Origin of the sequence: Cellulomonas sp. Y8, assembly GCF_008033115.1 — a bacterium.
Classification (GTDB): domain Bacteria; phylum Actinomycetota; class Actinomycetes; order Actinomycetales; family Cellulomonadaceae; genus Cellulomonas.
The window spans coordinates 1751114-1766934 of record NZ_CP041203.1; the positions used below are offsets into that span (position 1 = coordinate 1751114).

General features: G+C 69.9%; 16 protein-coding genes, 1 tRNA gene and 2 pseudogenes. 9 read left to right on the top strand and 10 right to left on the bottom strand.

Annotated features, from left to right (window positions below):
* Positions 1–82: 82 nt before the first annotated feature.
* The 4 genes from FKM96_RS07940 to FKM96_RS07955 all read left to right on the top strand — a co-directional run bounded on the left by FKM96_RS07940 (position 83) and on the right by FKM96_RS07955 (position 4534).
* Positions 83–691 carry a histone-like nucleoid-structuring protein Lsr2 gene (locus FKM96_RS07940; RefSeq protein WP_168216915.1) on the top strand — a complete coding sequence of 203 codons (609 nt, stop codon included), beginning with the start codon at positions 83–85 and terminating at the stop codon, positions 689–691.
* A gap of 1246 nt (positions 692–1937) precedes the next feature.
* A complete protein-coding gene (locus tag FKM96_RS07945; RefSeq protein WP_147794790.1) occupies positions 1938–2312 on the top strand; it encodes a hypothetical protein in 375 nt (124 codons plus the stop codon).
* 228 nt (positions 2313–2540) lie between these two features.
* Entirely contained in the window at positions 2541–3065 is a 525-nt protein-coding gene (locus tag FKM96_RS07950) for a hypothetical protein (protein ID WP_147794791.1), read from the top strand.
* A 467-nt stretch (positions 3066–3532) separates the two neighbouring features.
* Positions 3533–4534, top strand: a complete 1002-nt coding sequence (locus tag FKM96_RS07955) for a hypothetical protein (RefSeq protein WP_147794792.1) — start codon at positions 3533–3535, stop codon at positions 4532–4534.
* Positions 4535–4761: 227 nt separating this feature from the next.
* Here the strand turns inward: FKM96_RS07955 and FKM96_RS07960 are convergent, their stop codons facing one another.
* The gene (locus FKM96_RS07960) at positions 4762–5412 is read right to left on the bottom strand and encodes a DUF2690 domain-containing protein (RefSeq protein ID WP_147794793.1); all 651 of its coding nucleotides are present in this window, start codon (positions 5410–5412) and stop codon (positions 4762–4764) included.
* Between the two features lie 708 nt (positions 5413–6120).
* Entirely contained in the window at positions 6121–7083 is a 963-nt protein-coding gene (locus FKM96_RS07965) for a hypothetical protein (protein ID WP_147794794.1), read from the bottom strand.
* A 233-nt stretch (positions 7084–7316) separates the two neighbouring features.
* Here FKM96_RS07965 and FKM96_RS07970 point away from each other — a divergent pair, with 233 nt between their 5' ends.
* Positions 7317–7568 carry a hypothetical protein gene (locus FKM96_RS07970; RefSeq protein WP_147794795.1) on the top strand — a complete coding sequence of 84 codons (252 nt, stop codon included), beginning with the start codon at positions 7317–7319 and terminating at the stop codon, positions 7566–7568.
* A gap of 26 nt (positions 7569–7594) precedes the next feature.
* On the top strand, positions 7595–7834 hold the full coding sequence (locus FKM96_RS07975; RefSeq protein ID WP_147794796.1) for a hypothetical protein: 240 nt from the start codon (positions 7595–7597) through the stop codon (positions 7832–7834).
* 25 nt (positions 7835–7859) lie between these two features.
* On the opposite strand, the gene FKM96_RS07980 is transcribed toward FKM96_RS07975, so the two are convergent.
* The 5 genes from FKM96_RS07980 to FKM96_RS20590 form a co-directional block, all read right to left on the bottom strand.
* Positions 7860–8414 (bottom strand): ribonuclease D, encoded by a 555-nt coding sequence (locus FKM96_RS07980; RefSeq protein ID WP_147794797.1) that lies wholly within the window; start codon positions 8412–8414, stop codon positions 7860–7862.
* Positions 8415–8503: 89 nt separating this feature from the next.
* A complete protein-coding gene (locus FKM96_RS07985; RefSeq protein ID WP_147794798.1) occupies positions 8504–9319 on the bottom strand; it encodes a hypothetical protein in 816 nt (271 codons plus the stop codon).
* On the bottom strand, positions 9297–10244 hold the full coding sequence (locus FKM96_RS21400) for a hypothetical protein (RefSeq protein ID WP_147794799.1): 948 nt from the start codon (positions 10242–10244) through the stop codon (positions 9297–9299). The genes FKM96_RS07985 and FKM96_RS21400 overlap by 23 nt, the downstream gene beginning before the upstream one ends.
* Before the next feature lie 153 nt (positions 10245–10397).
* The gene (locus FKM96_RS07995; protein WP_147794800.1) at positions 10398–10937 is read right to left on the bottom strand and encodes a hypothetical protein; all 540 of its coding nucleotides are present in this window, start codon (positions 10935–10937) and stop codon (positions 10398–10400) included.
* A 75-nt stretch (positions 10938–11012) separates the two neighbouring features.
* The gene (locus FKM96_RS20590) at positions 11013–11150 is read right to left on the bottom strand and encodes a hypothetical protein (protein ID WP_168216916.1); all 138 of its coding nucleotides are present in this window, start codon (positions 11148–11150) and stop codon (positions 11013–11015) included.
* Between the two features lie 241 nt (positions 11151–11391).
* Between FKM96_RS20590 and FKM96_RS20595 the strand changes: the two genes are divergently transcribed.
* Positions 11392–11541 carry a hypothetical protein gene (locus FKM96_RS20595; protein WP_168216917.1) on the top strand — a complete coding sequence of 50 codons (150 nt, stop codon included), beginning with the start codon at positions 11392–11394 and terminating at the stop codon, positions 11539–11541.
* Positions 11542–11926: 385 nt separating this feature from the next.
* Here the strand turns inward: FKM96_RS20595 and FKM96_RS21015 are convergent, their stop codons facing one another.
* On the bottom strand, positions 11927–12235 hold the full coding sequence (locus FKM96_RS21015; protein ID WP_210417490.1) for a hypothetical protein: 309 nt from the start codon (positions 12233–12235) through the stop codon (positions 11927–11929).
* A 73-nt stretch (positions 12236–12308) separates the two neighbouring features.
* Positions 12309–13004 (bottom strand): annotated as a pseudogene (locus FKM96_RS22165) (ParA family protein); the annotation flags it as partial.
* Positions 13005–13136: 132 nt separating this feature from the next.
* Here FKM96_RS22165 and FKM96_RS08010 point away from each other — a divergent pair.
* A complete protein-coding gene (locus FKM96_RS08010) occupies positions 13137–13871 on the top strand; it encodes a hypothetical protein (RefSeq protein ID WP_147794801.1) in 735 nt (244 codons plus the stop codon).
* A gap of 1469 nt (positions 13872–15340) precedes the next feature.
* Here FKM96_RS08010 and FKM96_RS08015 read toward each other — a convergent pair.
* Positions 15341–15413: transfer RNA gene (locus FKM96_RS08015), tRNA-Arg, on the bottom strand.
* Positions 15414–15478: 65 nt separating this feature from the next.
* Between FKM96_RS08015 and FKM96_RS21915 the strand changes: the two are divergent.
* Positions 15479–15685 (top strand): annotated as a pseudogene (locus FKM96_RS21915) (undecaprenyl phosphate translocase family protein); the annotation flags it as partial.
* Positions 15686–15821 lie beyond the last annotated feature (136 nt).

Genomic DNA, 15821 nt, shown 5'->3' on the forward strand with positions numbered 1-15821 from the left:
CGCGGGCACGGTGGGGATGCGAGCACCTACGGCCCTGCACCCCTCGCGCGGGGGGTGCCCGGCACGGAGCTACGGTCGCGCCGTGTCGAAGCGCATGCTGGTATCCGTCGTCGACGACCTCGATGGCACCCCCGCGGCCTCGTCCCACGTCCTCGCGCTCGACGATCAGCGCGTGCGACTCGACCTCAGCGCCGAGAACCTGATGCGGCTGCGCGCGGCGTTGGCGCCGTTCCTGGGCTCGAACGGTCCCAGCCGCGTACGCCCGCCGCGCGCATCCGACCCCCCTCACCTCGCGGAGCTGGCCTGGCTCCACGGGGCGCCGCGGCACGGTCGCCTCCCCCGAGCCGTTCTAGAGCGGTGGCGCGACATGCTCGCCCGCGGCGAGTCCGGCGCGCCTGCGCCCCGCTTCCACCGTCTCGAACTGGACCGCCAGAGCGTGCACCTACCGATGAGCACCGACGACCTCACCGAGCTCCGGGCGAGTCTGAGTCCGTTCCTCACGGCCGGCATTCCCTCACAGGTCGGCGCAGGGCGCGGGCGGCACCCGGTCTCACTTGCCGACCTGGCGCGGGAGCAGGGGGTCCCGATCACCGCCGGCTCGCTCCCTCGCCCGCTGCTCGAGCAATGGCGAGCGCAGGTGATCGGTGCCGCTGTCCACTCCGACCCGGCGGCGCCCAGGGGACACGTCTGAACGGATTGTCCTCGTCGAGGCCGCAGTAGTCGAACACGGCCGCGACCACGCCGAAGGCAGGTGCGCGTCGCCGAGCTAGCCGATGGAACGTGGCGCAGACGCGGCGCCCCGAGCGCGCGTCCTCACGAGTCGGAGTCCCAGTGCTCGTCACCAACCGCGTTGTCCGCGTACTCCCGAATCATGTCGTCGACCTGCGACCGGTGCTCGGCGTCGAGCTGGTCGTACAACGCATCGATCTCGTCCTCGTCCCCCGTCTCGCCCGAGGATCTCGCCGATCTGCCCCACGATGGTGTCCTGCTCGTCCCGCGACAGCGGCTCCGGCATGCGATCTCCGATCGTCGTGATCAGGCGGCACCCAACCTCTGTGCATTCAGGCTAGTGCTCGGTTCCCCGGATCTTGTGCTCGACGCCCGTACGCGGACCCGAGCAGCGCTACCGGACACGGGCCGCCACCACGCCCTCAGCATTCGCGATACGCACATCCGTAGCAGGTCGAGACAACCGGTACCTCACGCCAGCTCGGCGCTGCCACGACCTGGCGAGCTGTCCAGACGGCCGCGTGGACGTCACGTGCCAGAGCCCGCAGAGCATGCACCGATGTACCGCCACTGGAGCACGACGACCACGAGCATGCATGCGTCGGCCGATGTGTTTGAGCGCAATGCCGGCAGCACGAGCCGAGGGATACGGGACCTTGGAGCAGGGCGACATGGCGGCTCGCTACGGTGCGGGTGCGCGCCGGGTCACATCCGGTCCGCACCTGGGCCTGCCTCATATGCGCGGCGCCTGTATGGGCTCGAAGCCCCTCGTAGCCGCAGCCTAACGTCGCAGTGAGCATGCGATCTGGTGTAGAGGCGAAGTCGCGCGAGCCACGCACCCGCCTGACGTCTACGCCGTCGGGCGATGTGGGATCGCCGAACAGGCTCCGTCGGAGACTCCGCGCGGGGCCCCGGCGCGCGGGTAGTGGACGGACAAGCAGGCGCCGCGAAGCGGCGTCGACACGGGCTGCACCCGCGCCGCTCCCAGGTGACCCGAGCCGCAGAGGCGAGCACGACTGGCAAGCAGAGCACCCGAGGCGACCAGAGCGACCAGTGGCAAGCCGCGCAGCGGCGCGGCAGCGGGGGGTTCGGGGGCGCACCCCCGACGACCTAGCCGCCGGCCGGACACCTCACGTCGCGCAATGGGGACCACCCAAGTTCCGCCGCCCGCGGCGGAACTGCGCACGGCTGTTCCTAGCGTCGCGGATATGGACACCACCGAGACACCAGACACGTATGCCAGCCAGCTCCAGGCGCTGCTGGACAACCGCATGGCCTCCGGCCAGCGGCTCGCCGAGGCCGCGGCCACCAAGCGCGCCGCCCAGGCGGCGCTCGAGGACGCCGACCGGGACTACTCGGCCGCGTTCACCGCGGCCCTCGGCGCCGGTTGGACCGACCGCGAGCTGCGCACCGTCTTCAGGAGCGTGGGCCAGCCCGCGCCGGTCGTCCGAAGGCTGCGCGCAACCAGCGGCCGTCGGCGCACCGGCGGCGCACACGCGACGACCGAAGCGCCAGGACAGCCCCCGGGCCACCAGGGCCGCAACGTGCACGCCGGCGAGCCGGCGTCTGACGATCCCGCCTGACCCAGCCCCTCGCCCACCTGGGCACGCCGCGAGCTTCACCGCTCCGCGGCTCGCGGCGCACACAGGTGGACGACGGGACCCAGCCGACCGCCCGCGCACAACCGCGGCCCTCACCACCACCCGGCGGCGCACCTCGCGCGCGCCTCGGCTGTGCACGGGCTCTGACCAGACGTGTCCACCACGACAAGCCCGCCGCCGGCGAACACCTACCCTCCGAGGAAGGTCCCCATGCTCTCCGCACTGCAGCTCAGCGAGCCGTTCGAACTCACCATCCACGGGCAGGCACGCACCTTCAGGCGAGCACCGGCCTGGTGTCGCGCGCTGCCGTACGACCAGGTCGTCCACGCTCGCCCCGAGGACAAAGGCCACTACGTCGCCCTCGTCGCCTGGGAGCCGGGCGACCTGCTCTTCGCCGACGACAACCTCTCGCAGTCGGGGTTCTACGACCTGAGCCACGGCACCGGAGCCTGCGTGGGACATGTCGCTCATGATGCGATCCTCTCGGTTCTCGCCCAGGTGCCTTTGTCCGCCCGGGGACACTCAGTGGTCCGCTGCTACGAGGGAGGGGTGGGGCATGCCGCTGGCGTCGACGGTGATGGCGTCGTCCCAGCACTGGCCGCAGCCGAGACGGGTGCCGCGGTACGTGCAGGCCGCGCGCACGATGCCGCCCGACCTCCTGAGGTGACGGCGCGGCCTGGGTGCGGGCGCCAGCTGGGTCTTGTCGTCCTCCCATGTGCGCCACGAGCCGCGTAGCGATGGAGCTCGCGGCGTGCCCGGGTGGACGAGTGGTGCACCAGGCCGGACGGCTACGGGCTGGTCGTCGCCGGGGTCCGAGGCCCGAGGCCCCGGCCGTGGGCGCAGGCGCCCGGCCGGCGGTCCTCGCCGGATCGATGCTGGCTGGAACCGCGCCCCGCTCGAGCGGCTCGAGCGGTGCCCGGCTCCGCGTGCGGCCGGGCACCGCGATCGATCAGGCGGCGGGGTTGGTGGTGATGGCGATGGCGTGCGCGGCGCGCAGCACGTTGGAGGCGGTCGAGCGGATGAGGTCGGTGTCGACGTCCGACCGGCCGGCGACGTGCCCGATGGTGTAGGCGCTGGTGAGACCGAGCGGTCCGGCCTCAACCTAGGCGACGGGCTTTGACTCGGTCTTGTAGGTGCCGCGGTGCTCCGCGCGGGGACGAGTGGGGGTGGAGCCAAGTTGCAGGCTCCGCAAAGATGAGCACGTGCTACGCGTCTACCTCGACCAGAACAAGTGGGTGGACCTTGCGCGGGCTGCGGCTGGCCACCCACGGGGCGGTCAGTTCGCCGACGCCCTCACTCTTGCCAGGGCCGGCGTCGCGGCCGGGACGGTGTCGTTTCCGCTCGACATGTACCGATACTGGGAGACAAGCAAGCGCAGAGACGACCGCTCCCGTGACGACGTCGTCGACACGATGCTGGAACTCTCGAATCAGCACACGATGGCGCTGCCGTTCCCGCTACTCGATCGCGAGATAGACCTGGCTCTCAAACGGCGCTTCGGGCGGCCCGAGCATCCGCGGCAGGTGCAGGAGTTCGGCATCGGTATCCGCCATATCGGAGAGGGCCGCCTTGACTGGCCCGAACTCGACCTGTCTGCCCTGCCCGACGGGGGCGTGTCACTAGCACCGGGGCTGAGCTCGCGGTTGAGCGAGCTCATCAACCAGTCGGCTGAGGAAGCCCTGCTCCGCGCCGGTCCCGATGCGTACCGCGCCAGTGGCTTCGCCCACTCCGACTCCGACCACGCCGAGCGGTTCGTCGAGTTCGAGAACAAGGTCGCAGCGACGATCGCGACCAACAGGCTCACTGGCGACGCCATCGACGTCGCGGTCCGCGCCACCGACTTCGGCGACATCCGCCCAGCGGTCACCATCGCCCTCGGCCGTATCGGGATGACGTACCAGGAGTTCATGGACGGCATCACCGTTGGCGAACTGATCTCGTTCATCGACGACATACCCACCCGGTACGTCACGAACGCGATGCGGTCCGCGAAGCACCGGCAGACCCAGCAGAAGTGGGAGCCAAACGACTTCGCCGACGTGGTCGCACTGCCCGTACCCGCGGTGTATTGCGACGTCCTCGTCACAGAGAAGCAGTGGGTGCACCGGATGAGACAAGGCAAGGTCGACCGCCGCTACAACACCAAGCTGCTCGCCAACACCGCTGACCTCGTCGACGTCCTTGTCGCCGCCTCGGCGACGTGACACCACTCGCGAGTAACGCGATGCCCAGGGCCCACGCGAGCCAGTCGCAGGGGCGAGCGGCCTCGCAGCCAGCGGGGCTGAGCATCGGGTCCTGGCGGCCAGCGAGGACCAGCGGGTGGCCCTGGGTGGGACGTACCCAGGGGCGCCCGTGGCGACCTCGGCCCGTGACGCCGTAGCTCAAGCTACGTGCGGTGAGCGCGCGTGACGCACGCCGCGCGCACCCTCGTTCAGCAGACCTGCGTGCTGTAGTCGCCGAGCAGGCTGCCGTCGAGGCTGATCACGGCCGATACGTCAACGCAGGTCGAGTCCGGCGCGTACACCTGCATGCTGTAGGACCACCCGACCCCGCGGTCCTGTTCCTGTTCGACGGCTCCGCCAGGGATGGCGATGTACTTCTCGACCAGCGCGCCCTCGACGGTGTTGTTCACCCGTACCCAGTTCGTCTGGCAGGCCGGCGAGTACCGAACCTCGAGCTTGGCGATCGGCGCGCCGCTCGCGTTCAGGATGTCGGCGCTGTGCACGATGCCTGACCCGTTCGCGCAGCCTTTGGTGGGGTCGGTGCCGTTGAGCCGCTCAGGTGATGGGATCTCCGGGTCGTCGTCGCCCGCGACCAGACCCACGGCGGTCAAGGCCATCGCCGCCACGAACGCGCTCGCGGCTACAGCAACTCCAACCCGCCGGAGCCAAACGTACGGGCCGAGGACCGTAGCGGCTCCGCCGCACACGACAAGCAGGGCGCAGAGAACCACCCAGGAGCCCAGGCGCGGGCCTGCCGGCCCTGCGAAGTCGACAGCGACGCTCACGAGCGCAAGGAGGAAGGCGCCGGCGATGAGCGGCAGCTCCCACCACGGACGATCGCTGTTCCGTCGGCCGGCCATGGCGCGATGCTAGCCAGCGAGCACGAGGGCTGGGGCCCGTTCTCGAGACTGACAGAGGACACGCGGAGGACCCGGGCTCAGAGCCGATCGGCCAGAGCCGCACCTCGCTGGCTAGGGCCCTGCCGCTACGGATCCGGATCCCGGGACGCCTGCTCGCTCGCGACGAGCTCGGCGGTCGGGCTCGCGGCCGGCGCCGAAGCCGTGCACGGCGGACGCCGGCACGGCGGCCGGCCACGGTGGCCAGGGCCGGCCGCCGTGACGAGCTGGCGCGCCAGGTCCCGGCGTGCGATCTCGCTGAGCGGGGTGGTGCGTCCGACGATGCGCAGCTCGACGTCGATCGGTAGGCCGGCGACGGCGGCCTCCGGCGCGGCCGCAGGGGTCGATGACGGCGGCGCAGACGACGTCGCGCAGGGACCGGTGCTTGACGTTGAACCAGTCACGACGGCCGGGCCGGTAGGGCTAGGCGCCGCCCTTGGCGACCAGGCCCTCGATGCCGGCGGCGGCGAGGTGCCGGAAGCACGCAGCGGCGACGTCGGGGTCGTCGGTGGCCGGCGACAGCGTCATGGACGGGGACCAGGTGCCGGCGAGCTCGGTCAGGACGGTGCGCCGCTTGGCGTGTGGCCGCGGCCGCAGGTCGGCGCCGTCGCGCTCGAGAGAGTACGGGCGGTGGCAGGCGCGCTCGTCGCGTTGGTGTTCGCGTTGGTGGTGTCAGCGCCGCAGGCTGGGGCTGATCGCTTCCCACGGAGGGGTCCCTGGCAGCAGCGGACGCACGGCGAGGTAGGCCGGCAGCACCGCGCGCCGCCAGGGGCCGTCACGCCAGCCGAAGTGCTCGATCAGGCGGGTCATCATGATGTCGTTGGCGAGCACTACGGCCCCGATCAGGTTTGCGAACATCTCCGCGGACAACCCGAGCGTCGCGCTGGCAACCGTGGGGTCCGACGACGGACCGACGTTCAGCACGAAGGCCGTCGTCCCGTGCGGGCGGGCGTGCAGGACCGCAGATGTCAGGAACTGCGTGACGCGGCCGATGATGTCGTCGGGATCGGTGCCCGCCTCCCCGAAGAGGTCGCTGAACAGGAACCGCTCGGTCGGGAGCGGCTCGTCGAGGTGCGGGGTCTGCAGGAAGCCGGCGCGAGCCCGTCTGTTCTTCGGTCGGACCCACCGAAACTCTAGACGCTCGGCGCTGCTCTTGATCGCGAGCACGGTCGCACCGGCCGTCTGGTCGCGGTGGCCGGCGACGCTCATGAGCGCGTTCTGCTGCTCGGTCAGCGACTGCAGCTGCAGGTTCGTGAGACGTCGAACCCGATCGCGGACGTCGATCCGCGGGGCGTAGAGCCAGTACGTCACGGCCGCCTGCTCCACGCTGGGTCGCACGAGTGAAGCGATCGACATCACCGCCCGCGGCTCGGTGATCAGCACAGCGAGCCCTACGAGGTGGTCGGCGCTACCGACGAGCTGGCCGCCGACGTTCGCTGCGAGTCGCGCGGTTGGGTGGCCCCAGGCGCCATCGAACGTGCTGTTCTGCTTGTCCTGGTGGGCGGGGCTACCGTGTGCTGCCAGGGCGCCGTCGACGTGCACGTACGAGCTGATCGCCGTCGACATCTTGCGCAGGTGGCGTGCGACGTCGCGGAACTCGGCTGGCACGGGAGCGCGTTCCTGCTCGAGCGTCATGAGCCCCGAGCGTAGAGCCCGGCGCCGTGCGTGGGCGGAGGGCTGGCTTAACGAACAGTCCGTTCCTGGAGCCGGCCCTGCGCGGCGTTCGGGACTCCGTCGAGCGGCCCCGGTCGCAGCCCACCAGCCCCAAGCTCGTCCGACGAGGGGCGCGCGGTCGAGTGCCGTCGACTTCGGCGGGGGCATGACCTGGGCATTCGACGTAGATCGAACGTGTGTTCGATACTCGGGTGGTGGTTGACCGGGTCCCGATGCGTGACATGGCTCGGCAGGTGCCGGCGAGGGCGACGGCTGGCCTGCACGTCACGCGCCCGGAGACCCCTCCCGCGGTGCAGGCGTGGATCATCGACGCTCGCGGGCGCGACGTCCAGGTCGAGGGGCAAGCCATTGCCTGGACCTCTCGCACGGTCCTTGTGCACTACTTCGACGACCACGGCCGTGGCGGATTTGTCTGGGTGTGGGCCTCGGCGGTGACCCGCCGGTGAACCTGGCTCAGACCGTCCCGGGTGGGATGTCGCGCATCGCGGCCGCCGTCCCGCTACTGAACCAGCGACCCGTGCCGGCCGGCGTGCACCACGACGTCGAGCCGCCCATCCCGGTGTCGGTGGTGATGCGCTGGGCCACCGGGGACGAGCTCCTCGACACGCTCGCGCTCGAATGGACCCGGATCCTTGTGCGCGTACGAGTGATCGACCTTCGAGTGATGACCGGAGCCGTGTGGTTGCCGGCGTGCGACGTGGTCCGTCGCTGACACCTCGGCGTTGGCCGATGCGGCCTCAGTAATCGAACGGGTTGGGCAACCGGTCGACCTCAAGCCGCACGCCGGTCGGTAGGTATCGGCAGACCTCGCTGAAGAGATCGGAGATGCCTGCATGCCGAAGCTCACCCTCGAGTTCGGCCAGCAACGGGATCAGGTACGCGACGTCGCGCGCGGCGTACGTCACCTGCTCCTCGGTCAGACGCTCCGCGCCCCAGTCGCTCGTTCGGACGGCTCCCTTCTCCATGTCGACACCGAGGTATCGCTCGACCAGAGAAGAGAGGCTGTGCTCCTTGCGGGTCGCTTGCGGGTACAGCAGCTTGTGCGCCGTCTTCGTGCACCGCACGTTGCGGGCAACCGCTCCCCACGTCTTGTAGAGGAACCGCAGGTCGAACGGCGCGAAATGGAACACCTTTGTGACGCGGTCGTCACGAAGGACGCGAATGAGGTTCTGGGGGACCTCAGACCCGGGGCGGATCAGGATCGATCCCGTACGCGCCGAGTGAACCTGGCACAACTGCAACGCGTCGTCGGCCCAGTCGAGGCCGGACGTCTCGGTGTCGACCGCGATCATGGGCGAACTCAGAAGGAGCTCGGTTAGTTCGAGCGAGAGGTCGCCAGCGCAAATGACGCTGGAACTTCCGGAGGGCAGCGGCACGAGGGTCACCCCTCGCTGACAGCAGGGTCCCAGGCGTGGCCGGGATCGAAACGGAAGTCGTCGTCAACGGATGCTTCCAGCGCCACGACCAGACGCAGGTGAGGTGGCGCATCGGGGCCGTTCACCCGAAGTACTCGCACGCGAGCCGCCTCCCCCAGCCGCCCCACCGCGGCGCTCAGCACCTCCGGTACGTATCCGACTGGAACGTCGTTCGCGGTGATGAGGATCGCGTCCGCGGAGGCGGGATTGCCCGGCTCGGGCAGCAGACCGAGCACCGACCCGGGCTGCAGATCAGCAAGAGCGGACTCCTGCCGTGTCCCGCTTACCGTGATCGGCCCGGCGGCAACCTGAAGTTCTTTTCGGGAGACCCAACGCACACCGTGAGCGAGGAAAGTGGCAGAGGCACGCCCACCGTCGACGCAGGGCAACGGCAGGAACTGCAGAGTGTCACCCTCGCGGACTCCACCCGAGCGAACGATCTGCTCCCAAGGACTCGACTCGTCGGGGGTCAGACCCAGGCGCGACAGGTAACGCTCATAGCCGGGGCGCGAAGGATCCATGACCCGCTGAGCAAATAGAGGAAAGAGAAAGCTTGAGTGATACACGTGCGATGTGTCGCGCAGGCCAGGAAGCGGCCGGAAGCCCTCCACCTCAGCCGAGCGACGGGTGTAGCAAAATGTATAGACATTGCCGTCGAAAGAAAGCCTGCCGACGGCGTCGATCGCACGGCTCTCGGGGTTCTGCCAGAGCACGAGCAGGTCCCGCCGCGACAGCGTCCGGGCGGGCTGCGTCAGCACCTCAGATGCGGTGATCGAGCTCATCGCGCAGCCTCCTCAGGTTCATGTCGAGCAACTTCGTAGCCATCGTACGGGCGGGGTCCGACAACGCATCGCAGGCCGCATCCATCACCGCCGCGCACACCTCGCTCAGGTCGAGCTCCATCACCCGATCGCGCCAGTAGGCCTGGGCAGTCGGAGTCGCGAGCGACAGACCGTGGGCGGCGGCCGCGACCAGCGTCAGCGGCTTTGCGTCCTTGCTGTGCTCGAACCGGTGCGCCGTACCCTTCACGGCGAACCGCTCAAGTGCTTCGGGGTCGGCTGACTTGGCCCGGCGCGCGTCGTCGGTGAGGTTGTAGCCCAGGCCGGAACCGTGATCGAACGACGGCGCAAGCATCGTAGGCTCATCGCCTGCAAGAGCCGGCTCGAGCACAGCCCAGTTCTGCTCGTGCCGGTCCCTGTTCGCGATGATCGCGTCCAAGCAGAGATATCCGGCGAACGTGTCGTACCCGTCGAGACCCACGAGGTGCTCGGCACCAGGCGGCTTGGAGACACCGCGTAGCGAGTCCCGGATCTTCTCCAAGCTGTGCCCTGGGCGCTTTACCGACTCCCCCGACGTCCTGGGGCGGTACTCCTCAAGGCCGAGCCGGTCTGGCACCCAGATCAGGCCCTCACGGATGTCGTACCGCTTGGGGATCACGGTCCGCGAGATCGAGCCCTCACCCCGAGGGCCGGAGCACAAGCGGACTTCCGCACATGGCACGCCCAGCACGGCAGAGACCATCGTGGCGATGAGCTCCGCCCAGTCCTCTCCGTCGCGCCTGCCGTCGTCCTGTACGCCGGCGGCCTTGTAGAGCCAGCCGACCTTGTCTGGGTCGCGTAGCCACACGGCATCGTCAGAAGACTGGGTCTCGTCAGTGAGAACGTCCCAGCCGGAGCAGTCGACCCGCTCCCACCAATCGAAGTTCACGCTGCTCCCACTGCTCGACCCTGCCCCTGATCTGCACGCTCGAGACGGCAATCTAGACGGTCGGCGGGGTAGCAGGGTGGGACATTCCCCCGAGCGGCGGGTATCGGGCGTCTTTCGGGCCGAGTCTGCGCGCGCGGCTGGGCGGGTGGCGCGTCACTCGGGCTCCTCGAGCGGAACGGCTGGCTCTGGCCAGGCATGGAGCGCGTCGAGCAGGAGTCGCGGGCTTGTCGCCGTCGGGATCCAGCGGCCGTCTGGTGTTGGTTCTCCTACGCGGTCGACGTGCAGATGGGTGCCGGCGGCGTGAGAGATCCCCGCGAGGACCAGTGCGACATCGGCGCGGTCGAGGCTCGCGAGCAGCCACCCCAGCGCAGGCATGTTGCCGGGGCCGGCGGGCAGCGTACCCGGCGCTGAGTGCCCAGCTAGCTGGGCCGCGATCGCTGTGATGGCCCTCTGCGCCGGCTGCGCGTCGCTCAGGTCGGCGTAGCTAGCTACGAGCGCCCAGTCGACATCGACCAGGTCACCGTCGGGACCGGTCAGGCGCATGCAGGTGGCGAGGAAGTCGGGTCGGGTGAGCCACCTCCAGTGCCGGATCAGCAACTCGACGGCGGCCTCGCGGCGCAGATCGCCCCGGGCGGCTCTCCGCATCCCGGTCGTGAGTTCGGTGACGGTCAGGATCGAGGGGTCGTCGGGCATGGTTCCTCCAAGTGTCTCGATGCGGCTGACGGCTTGGGTCGAAAGAGTGCGGACGGGTGGCCGCCGCGCCGTGATCTAGCCGCGACGGCCGCGGGTCGTCTTCCACCAGGCGAGGTCGCGTTCGTAGGCCTCCTGGGCGGCCTGCCAGCGCCAGTCGTTGCACCGGCCGAACGGTGCGTGTCCGGAGTCGACGCAGGCCTCCGAGATGGTCACGTGGCCGGAGTACGCCGACCCCTGCCCCGCAGGCCACGCACAACGGCGGTTCGGGAGCATCGTCGTCCTCTCGGCGAGGGTCAAGCCGTTCGAACCGGTCACTGCCGCTGCTTGCGAGTAGCACGGCCCGCTGCAGTTGGGGGAGGAGCTCTCGGCATTGGGGGGGGGCGGAGATGCGGTACAGGCCCGGGAGGTCGACGCCCTCGTTCGCGAGGACGGCGCTGGTGACCGCGTCCAGAGCATGACCGAGGCGGGCGCCCTCGAGGACGTCGCACCGACCGTCCTCACCGAGGCGCGTGAGGTGGACGTACCCGTGCCCGGGGGTCTCAACGTCGATCTCGAAGACGTACCGCTCGGAGCTGCCGCAGACGTAGAAGGCATCGCCACGTGAATCAGCCTCCGCTCAGGGGTCGGCCCTGCGGGAGTTCGCGGGGGCCGAGGGGGTGGGAAAGGGTGGCCGTCGTTGTAGGTCGTCTCGAGTCGCTCGACCTCCGTCATGAGGGCGGTCGCGATGAGAGCGGAGAAGGTGCGGGGACCTTCGGCGGCCATGGTGTGGAGTAGCGCTCCGCGCGCCCGGGCGGTGTCCTGGGGGTCTTGGTAGAAGGAGACCTTCGCTCTGCGCTGCTCTTGGACCTGTGGGGTGCTGGGCTCCGCGACGGGTGCCTCCGCTGCCGGGGGCCGGTGTCCGGCCGTCAGCGGGTCAGTTTCCGGCGGTGCGCCGGGTGGGAGGAAGGGGCTTGCGCCGGCGAGGGAGGACCGGCGGGGCGTGGGCCGGGTCACGGCCGGCTCGCCAGGATCGTGTCGAGGTGACCCTCGTAGATCGTGCCGAGTGCCCTGGCGTCCCCGGTCCCCCACTCGTCCAGGCCGCAGGCTGCCTCGACGGCGTCCGCAAGGACGACCTTCCGGGGGATCACGGGAGTCAGCACGTCGAGTCCGCGCTCCGCTGCCACGGTGCACAGCTCGTGCATCCAGGTGCGGCCGCTGACGGTTCGCTGGTCGTGCCGGTTGACGATGACCGGGCCGGCGGCGAGATGCGGGTTGTAGTAGGCCCGGACGTTGGCGATCGTCTCCAGGAGCAAGGCCATCCCGGACAGGCTGCCACTGCTTGGACTCCGTCACGATGATCGCCTGGTCCGCGGCCGTGAGGCCGTTGATGGTCAGCTGGTCCAGGCTCGGGGCGTTGTCGATCAGCACGAGGTCGTAGTCATCGCTGACCTCGCGCAGCGCCTCACGCAGCCGCCCCTCGCGGCCGGCCCCGGCGAGGACGAGCTCGTCGCGGACGTAAGACAGCGTCACGCCGCTGGTCGGCACGAGGTCCAGGCCGGGCCAGATGCCCGGCACGATGACGTCCCGCAGTCCCTCGGGAGCCCGGGCGCTCAGGGCGTCGGCCAGGCCAGCCTGGTCCTCGCCGACCTCCTCCGCGCTCAGCGAGGACGTGAGGTTGCCCTGCGGGTCGTTGTCGATCGCGAGGACCTTCATGCCGCGGCGCACCGCGGCTCGTCCGAAGTGGAAGGACGTCGTGGACTTCCCCACGCCACCCTTCTGGTTGCAGGCGGTCAGGGTGCGAGCAGCCACAGCAATGCCTCCATTAGTTCCAGCGCCACTGATAGAGGTGGCGTCGAGAAGGTGATGCGCGGCTGCTGCGTGATGCCGGCCTTGGCGGCAATGCCACCATTGGAGGCAACAGAGGCAATCGAGTCGCCGGCGGCGCCGAGGCGGCCACCAGGGAGGTCGACGTCTCCGACGGTAGCGGCGTCTTGCCTCTGTCAGTGGTGCTGCGGGCAATAGAGGTATTGCCGGTGTTGCCTGTGTAGGTGGTGATGAAGCGCTGGTGTCAGGGGTCTGGGCCAGCATCTGGCCGTGACCACGATGCAGGCACCGACGCAAGCGCCGACTCCGCGACTGACTCGCCAGCCTCGCCAGGGGGCGCTACTTGGGAGCGGGCGGCGACGGCTGTATCGCCGAGGGGCGCCGGCGAAGGAACGCGTGGCGGAGGTGCTCGGGGCGGACGGCCGGGGAGACGTGCGCCGCGCGCAGTGGTTGATCGCGAGGGCGGGCTACACGCTGGAGCAGCTCAAGCGCCTCACGCCCGGTGAGCGATGGGACCTGCGGCGCTGCTTGGGGGTGTCTCAGCTTGAGGTGGTGCTTCTGGCCTACTACCCGATCGTGTGCGCGGTCATCGTGTCGTGGGCCGTCGGCGCTGCGCGTGAGAGCGGCGCCCCGACGGTGGCCGGCCTACTTGCCTTCATGTTCGCGGTGCTCGTCGCGGCGGTGTTCATGCTCGTGTGGCAGGCGTGGATGTGGGCGACCGTGCGCTGGGGTGAGGCCGACCGCCAGCTCGGCCTCGTGGTCCGAAGGATCCTGGTGCGCCAGGGCGCCCTGGACCGTGGAGCCGTGGGCCGCCTGCGAGGCCGGCGTGACGTGCTGCTCCTGGGACGGAAGGTCCCGGGTCTGCTGCTTCGAGGGGAAGCTGACCCGTCGGCTGCGGCGGGCCTGCAGGCCGATCTGCGGGAGGGAGCCGACCCGCGGCCGGTGTGCCGTGAGTTGCTCGCCGACCACCTCCGAGGTGCTCTGCTGGATCCGCGGATCGTCGTAGCTCCCGAGCGCCCGGTGCCGCTCACCTCGGAGATCCCGCAGTGGATCATCAAGCTCGCGGCGATGGCGCCCGCTGTGCTGCTGATCCTCGGTCTGTTCGGGTACCCGGGCAGCGCCAGCCGCTGAGGGACCTGGTGCGAGGCTGCGACGTGAGCGGTGCGTCGCTCTGTGGCGGGTCGTCACGCCGTCCGTCCGCGGGGTTCCGGCGCTCCTCCGCCCGTGTTTGCATCCCACGGCGCGGGCGACGCGCGTTGCCGGCAGAGCGCGCAGTACGAGGCGCCCCTGGGATCGCCGTCCGGGCAAGGGCTGGGTTCGAGGACCCGCGCTGCCTCGTGTGCGTGACGGGCGGACGCGCAGTCCTGACACGGAGGGGGAATCTCCGTGTCGCGGTGGCGCGGGCAGCGATCGCTCACGACCGCGCGAGCGTCTGGCCTGTGGATAACTCCAGGTGACGTACCCGACTGGGGCGACCCCTGTTTTTCTATGGACGGTTCTAAGGACGGTTTGTATGAAGACAGCTTCACCCCAGAAGTGCGCCGCGCTTCACCCCAGCCCGATTTGTGAGGTGAAGCAGGCTTCACCCCAGAGGCAGGGCTTTCCACAGGATGGGGTGAAGCAGCGTTCACCCCAGAGGGCAAGTTATCCACAGAACCTTCGGCTTGGGGTGAAGCCAGGTTCACCCCAGCGGTCGAGTTATCCACAGGACCCGCGGCCACGATCTTGGGGTGAAGGATCTTCACCCCATCCTGACCTGCAGCTTCGTCGAGCGCGTCCGTCGACATCTCGGCACCAGCGACCGGTGCGGAGATGACCTCGGCGTCCATGACGAGGTCGTAGACGACCGGCCTGCGGTTAGCGGGCAGGTGGGAGACGAGCCGCTGGTCGCCGTGGCGGATCAGACCCCAGCCGATGAGCAGCCGCAGCTTGGTCTGAACGGTCCGAGGCGTGCAGCGCGCGTAGCCGGCGACCTTGGCGACGGACGGCCAAGCCGCGGTGCCGTCGTCTTGGGCATGGTCCGCGTACGCGATGAGCACGAGGTGCGCGACGGGGTCGTTCGGCACGGGAGCTTCCTTGAGCGCCCAGACCATGCTGACCAGGCTCATGCGGCGTCCCGCGGACCCAGTGACGGGCGCCGGACAACTTGGGCGCTTCGTGATGCCTGTCTGGCCGGAGACCGACTGTCGTTCCCGAACGTCGTCATGGCCCGGGACCGTGTCACAAGGTGACGCACTCCGACGGCCGGCGCCGATGCCACCTAGGTACCGCAGCACCGCCCACTGGGTGGTGTTGATCCGCGCGAGGATCACGGCATGACGGCAGACCTCTTCGACGGTGATGGCGAGATCCCCGTGCTCACGCTGGGCTGGCGCATGCTGATGGCGCTCAGGCACGCCGGCGTGTCGATGCACGACATGGCCGAGGAGCTGGGGGTCACCCGCGAGACCTGCAGCCGGTGGTCTCACGACAAGGGCGCCCCGCCGCGTGCCGCGTTCGTCAAGATGTGGGCGCTGAGGACCGGCGTCCCGTATCGCTGGATCGCGTACGGAGATGCAGGAAGCCCCCGCCCGACGATGTCGGACGGGGGCTCTGCGCTGTGCGCCCGGAGGGACTCGAACCCCCAACCTTCTGATCCGTAGTCAGATGCTCTATCCATTGAGCTACGGGCGCATCGGCCCCGGAGGGCCGTTGAAGAGAGTACAGGTCGCACCGCCCCTTGCCCAAACCGGATCGACGTGCGCCCGGCCACACCCGGCCGAGGACGGCTCCGCACCCGTTGCGTAGGTACCCCGCCGCCTGGCCTCGGCGCCCCCACGCCCCGCCCCGCCTCGACCCCCTGGTCCCTGACCCGTGGCGCCCTCGTCGGCGCCGCCGAGGCCCTGCCCGGCATCAGCGGCGGCACCGTCGCCCTGGTCACCGGCGTCTACGAGACCGCCGTCACCGGCGCCGGGCACGCGATCTCGTGGCTGCGCCTGGCCGCGACCGACCGCGTCCGCGCCCGCGCCCGCGCGGATCTACTCGCGGCGCGCTGCCCGACCTCACCGCCGCCGCCGCAGCCCAGGTGCCAACGAGTCGGGC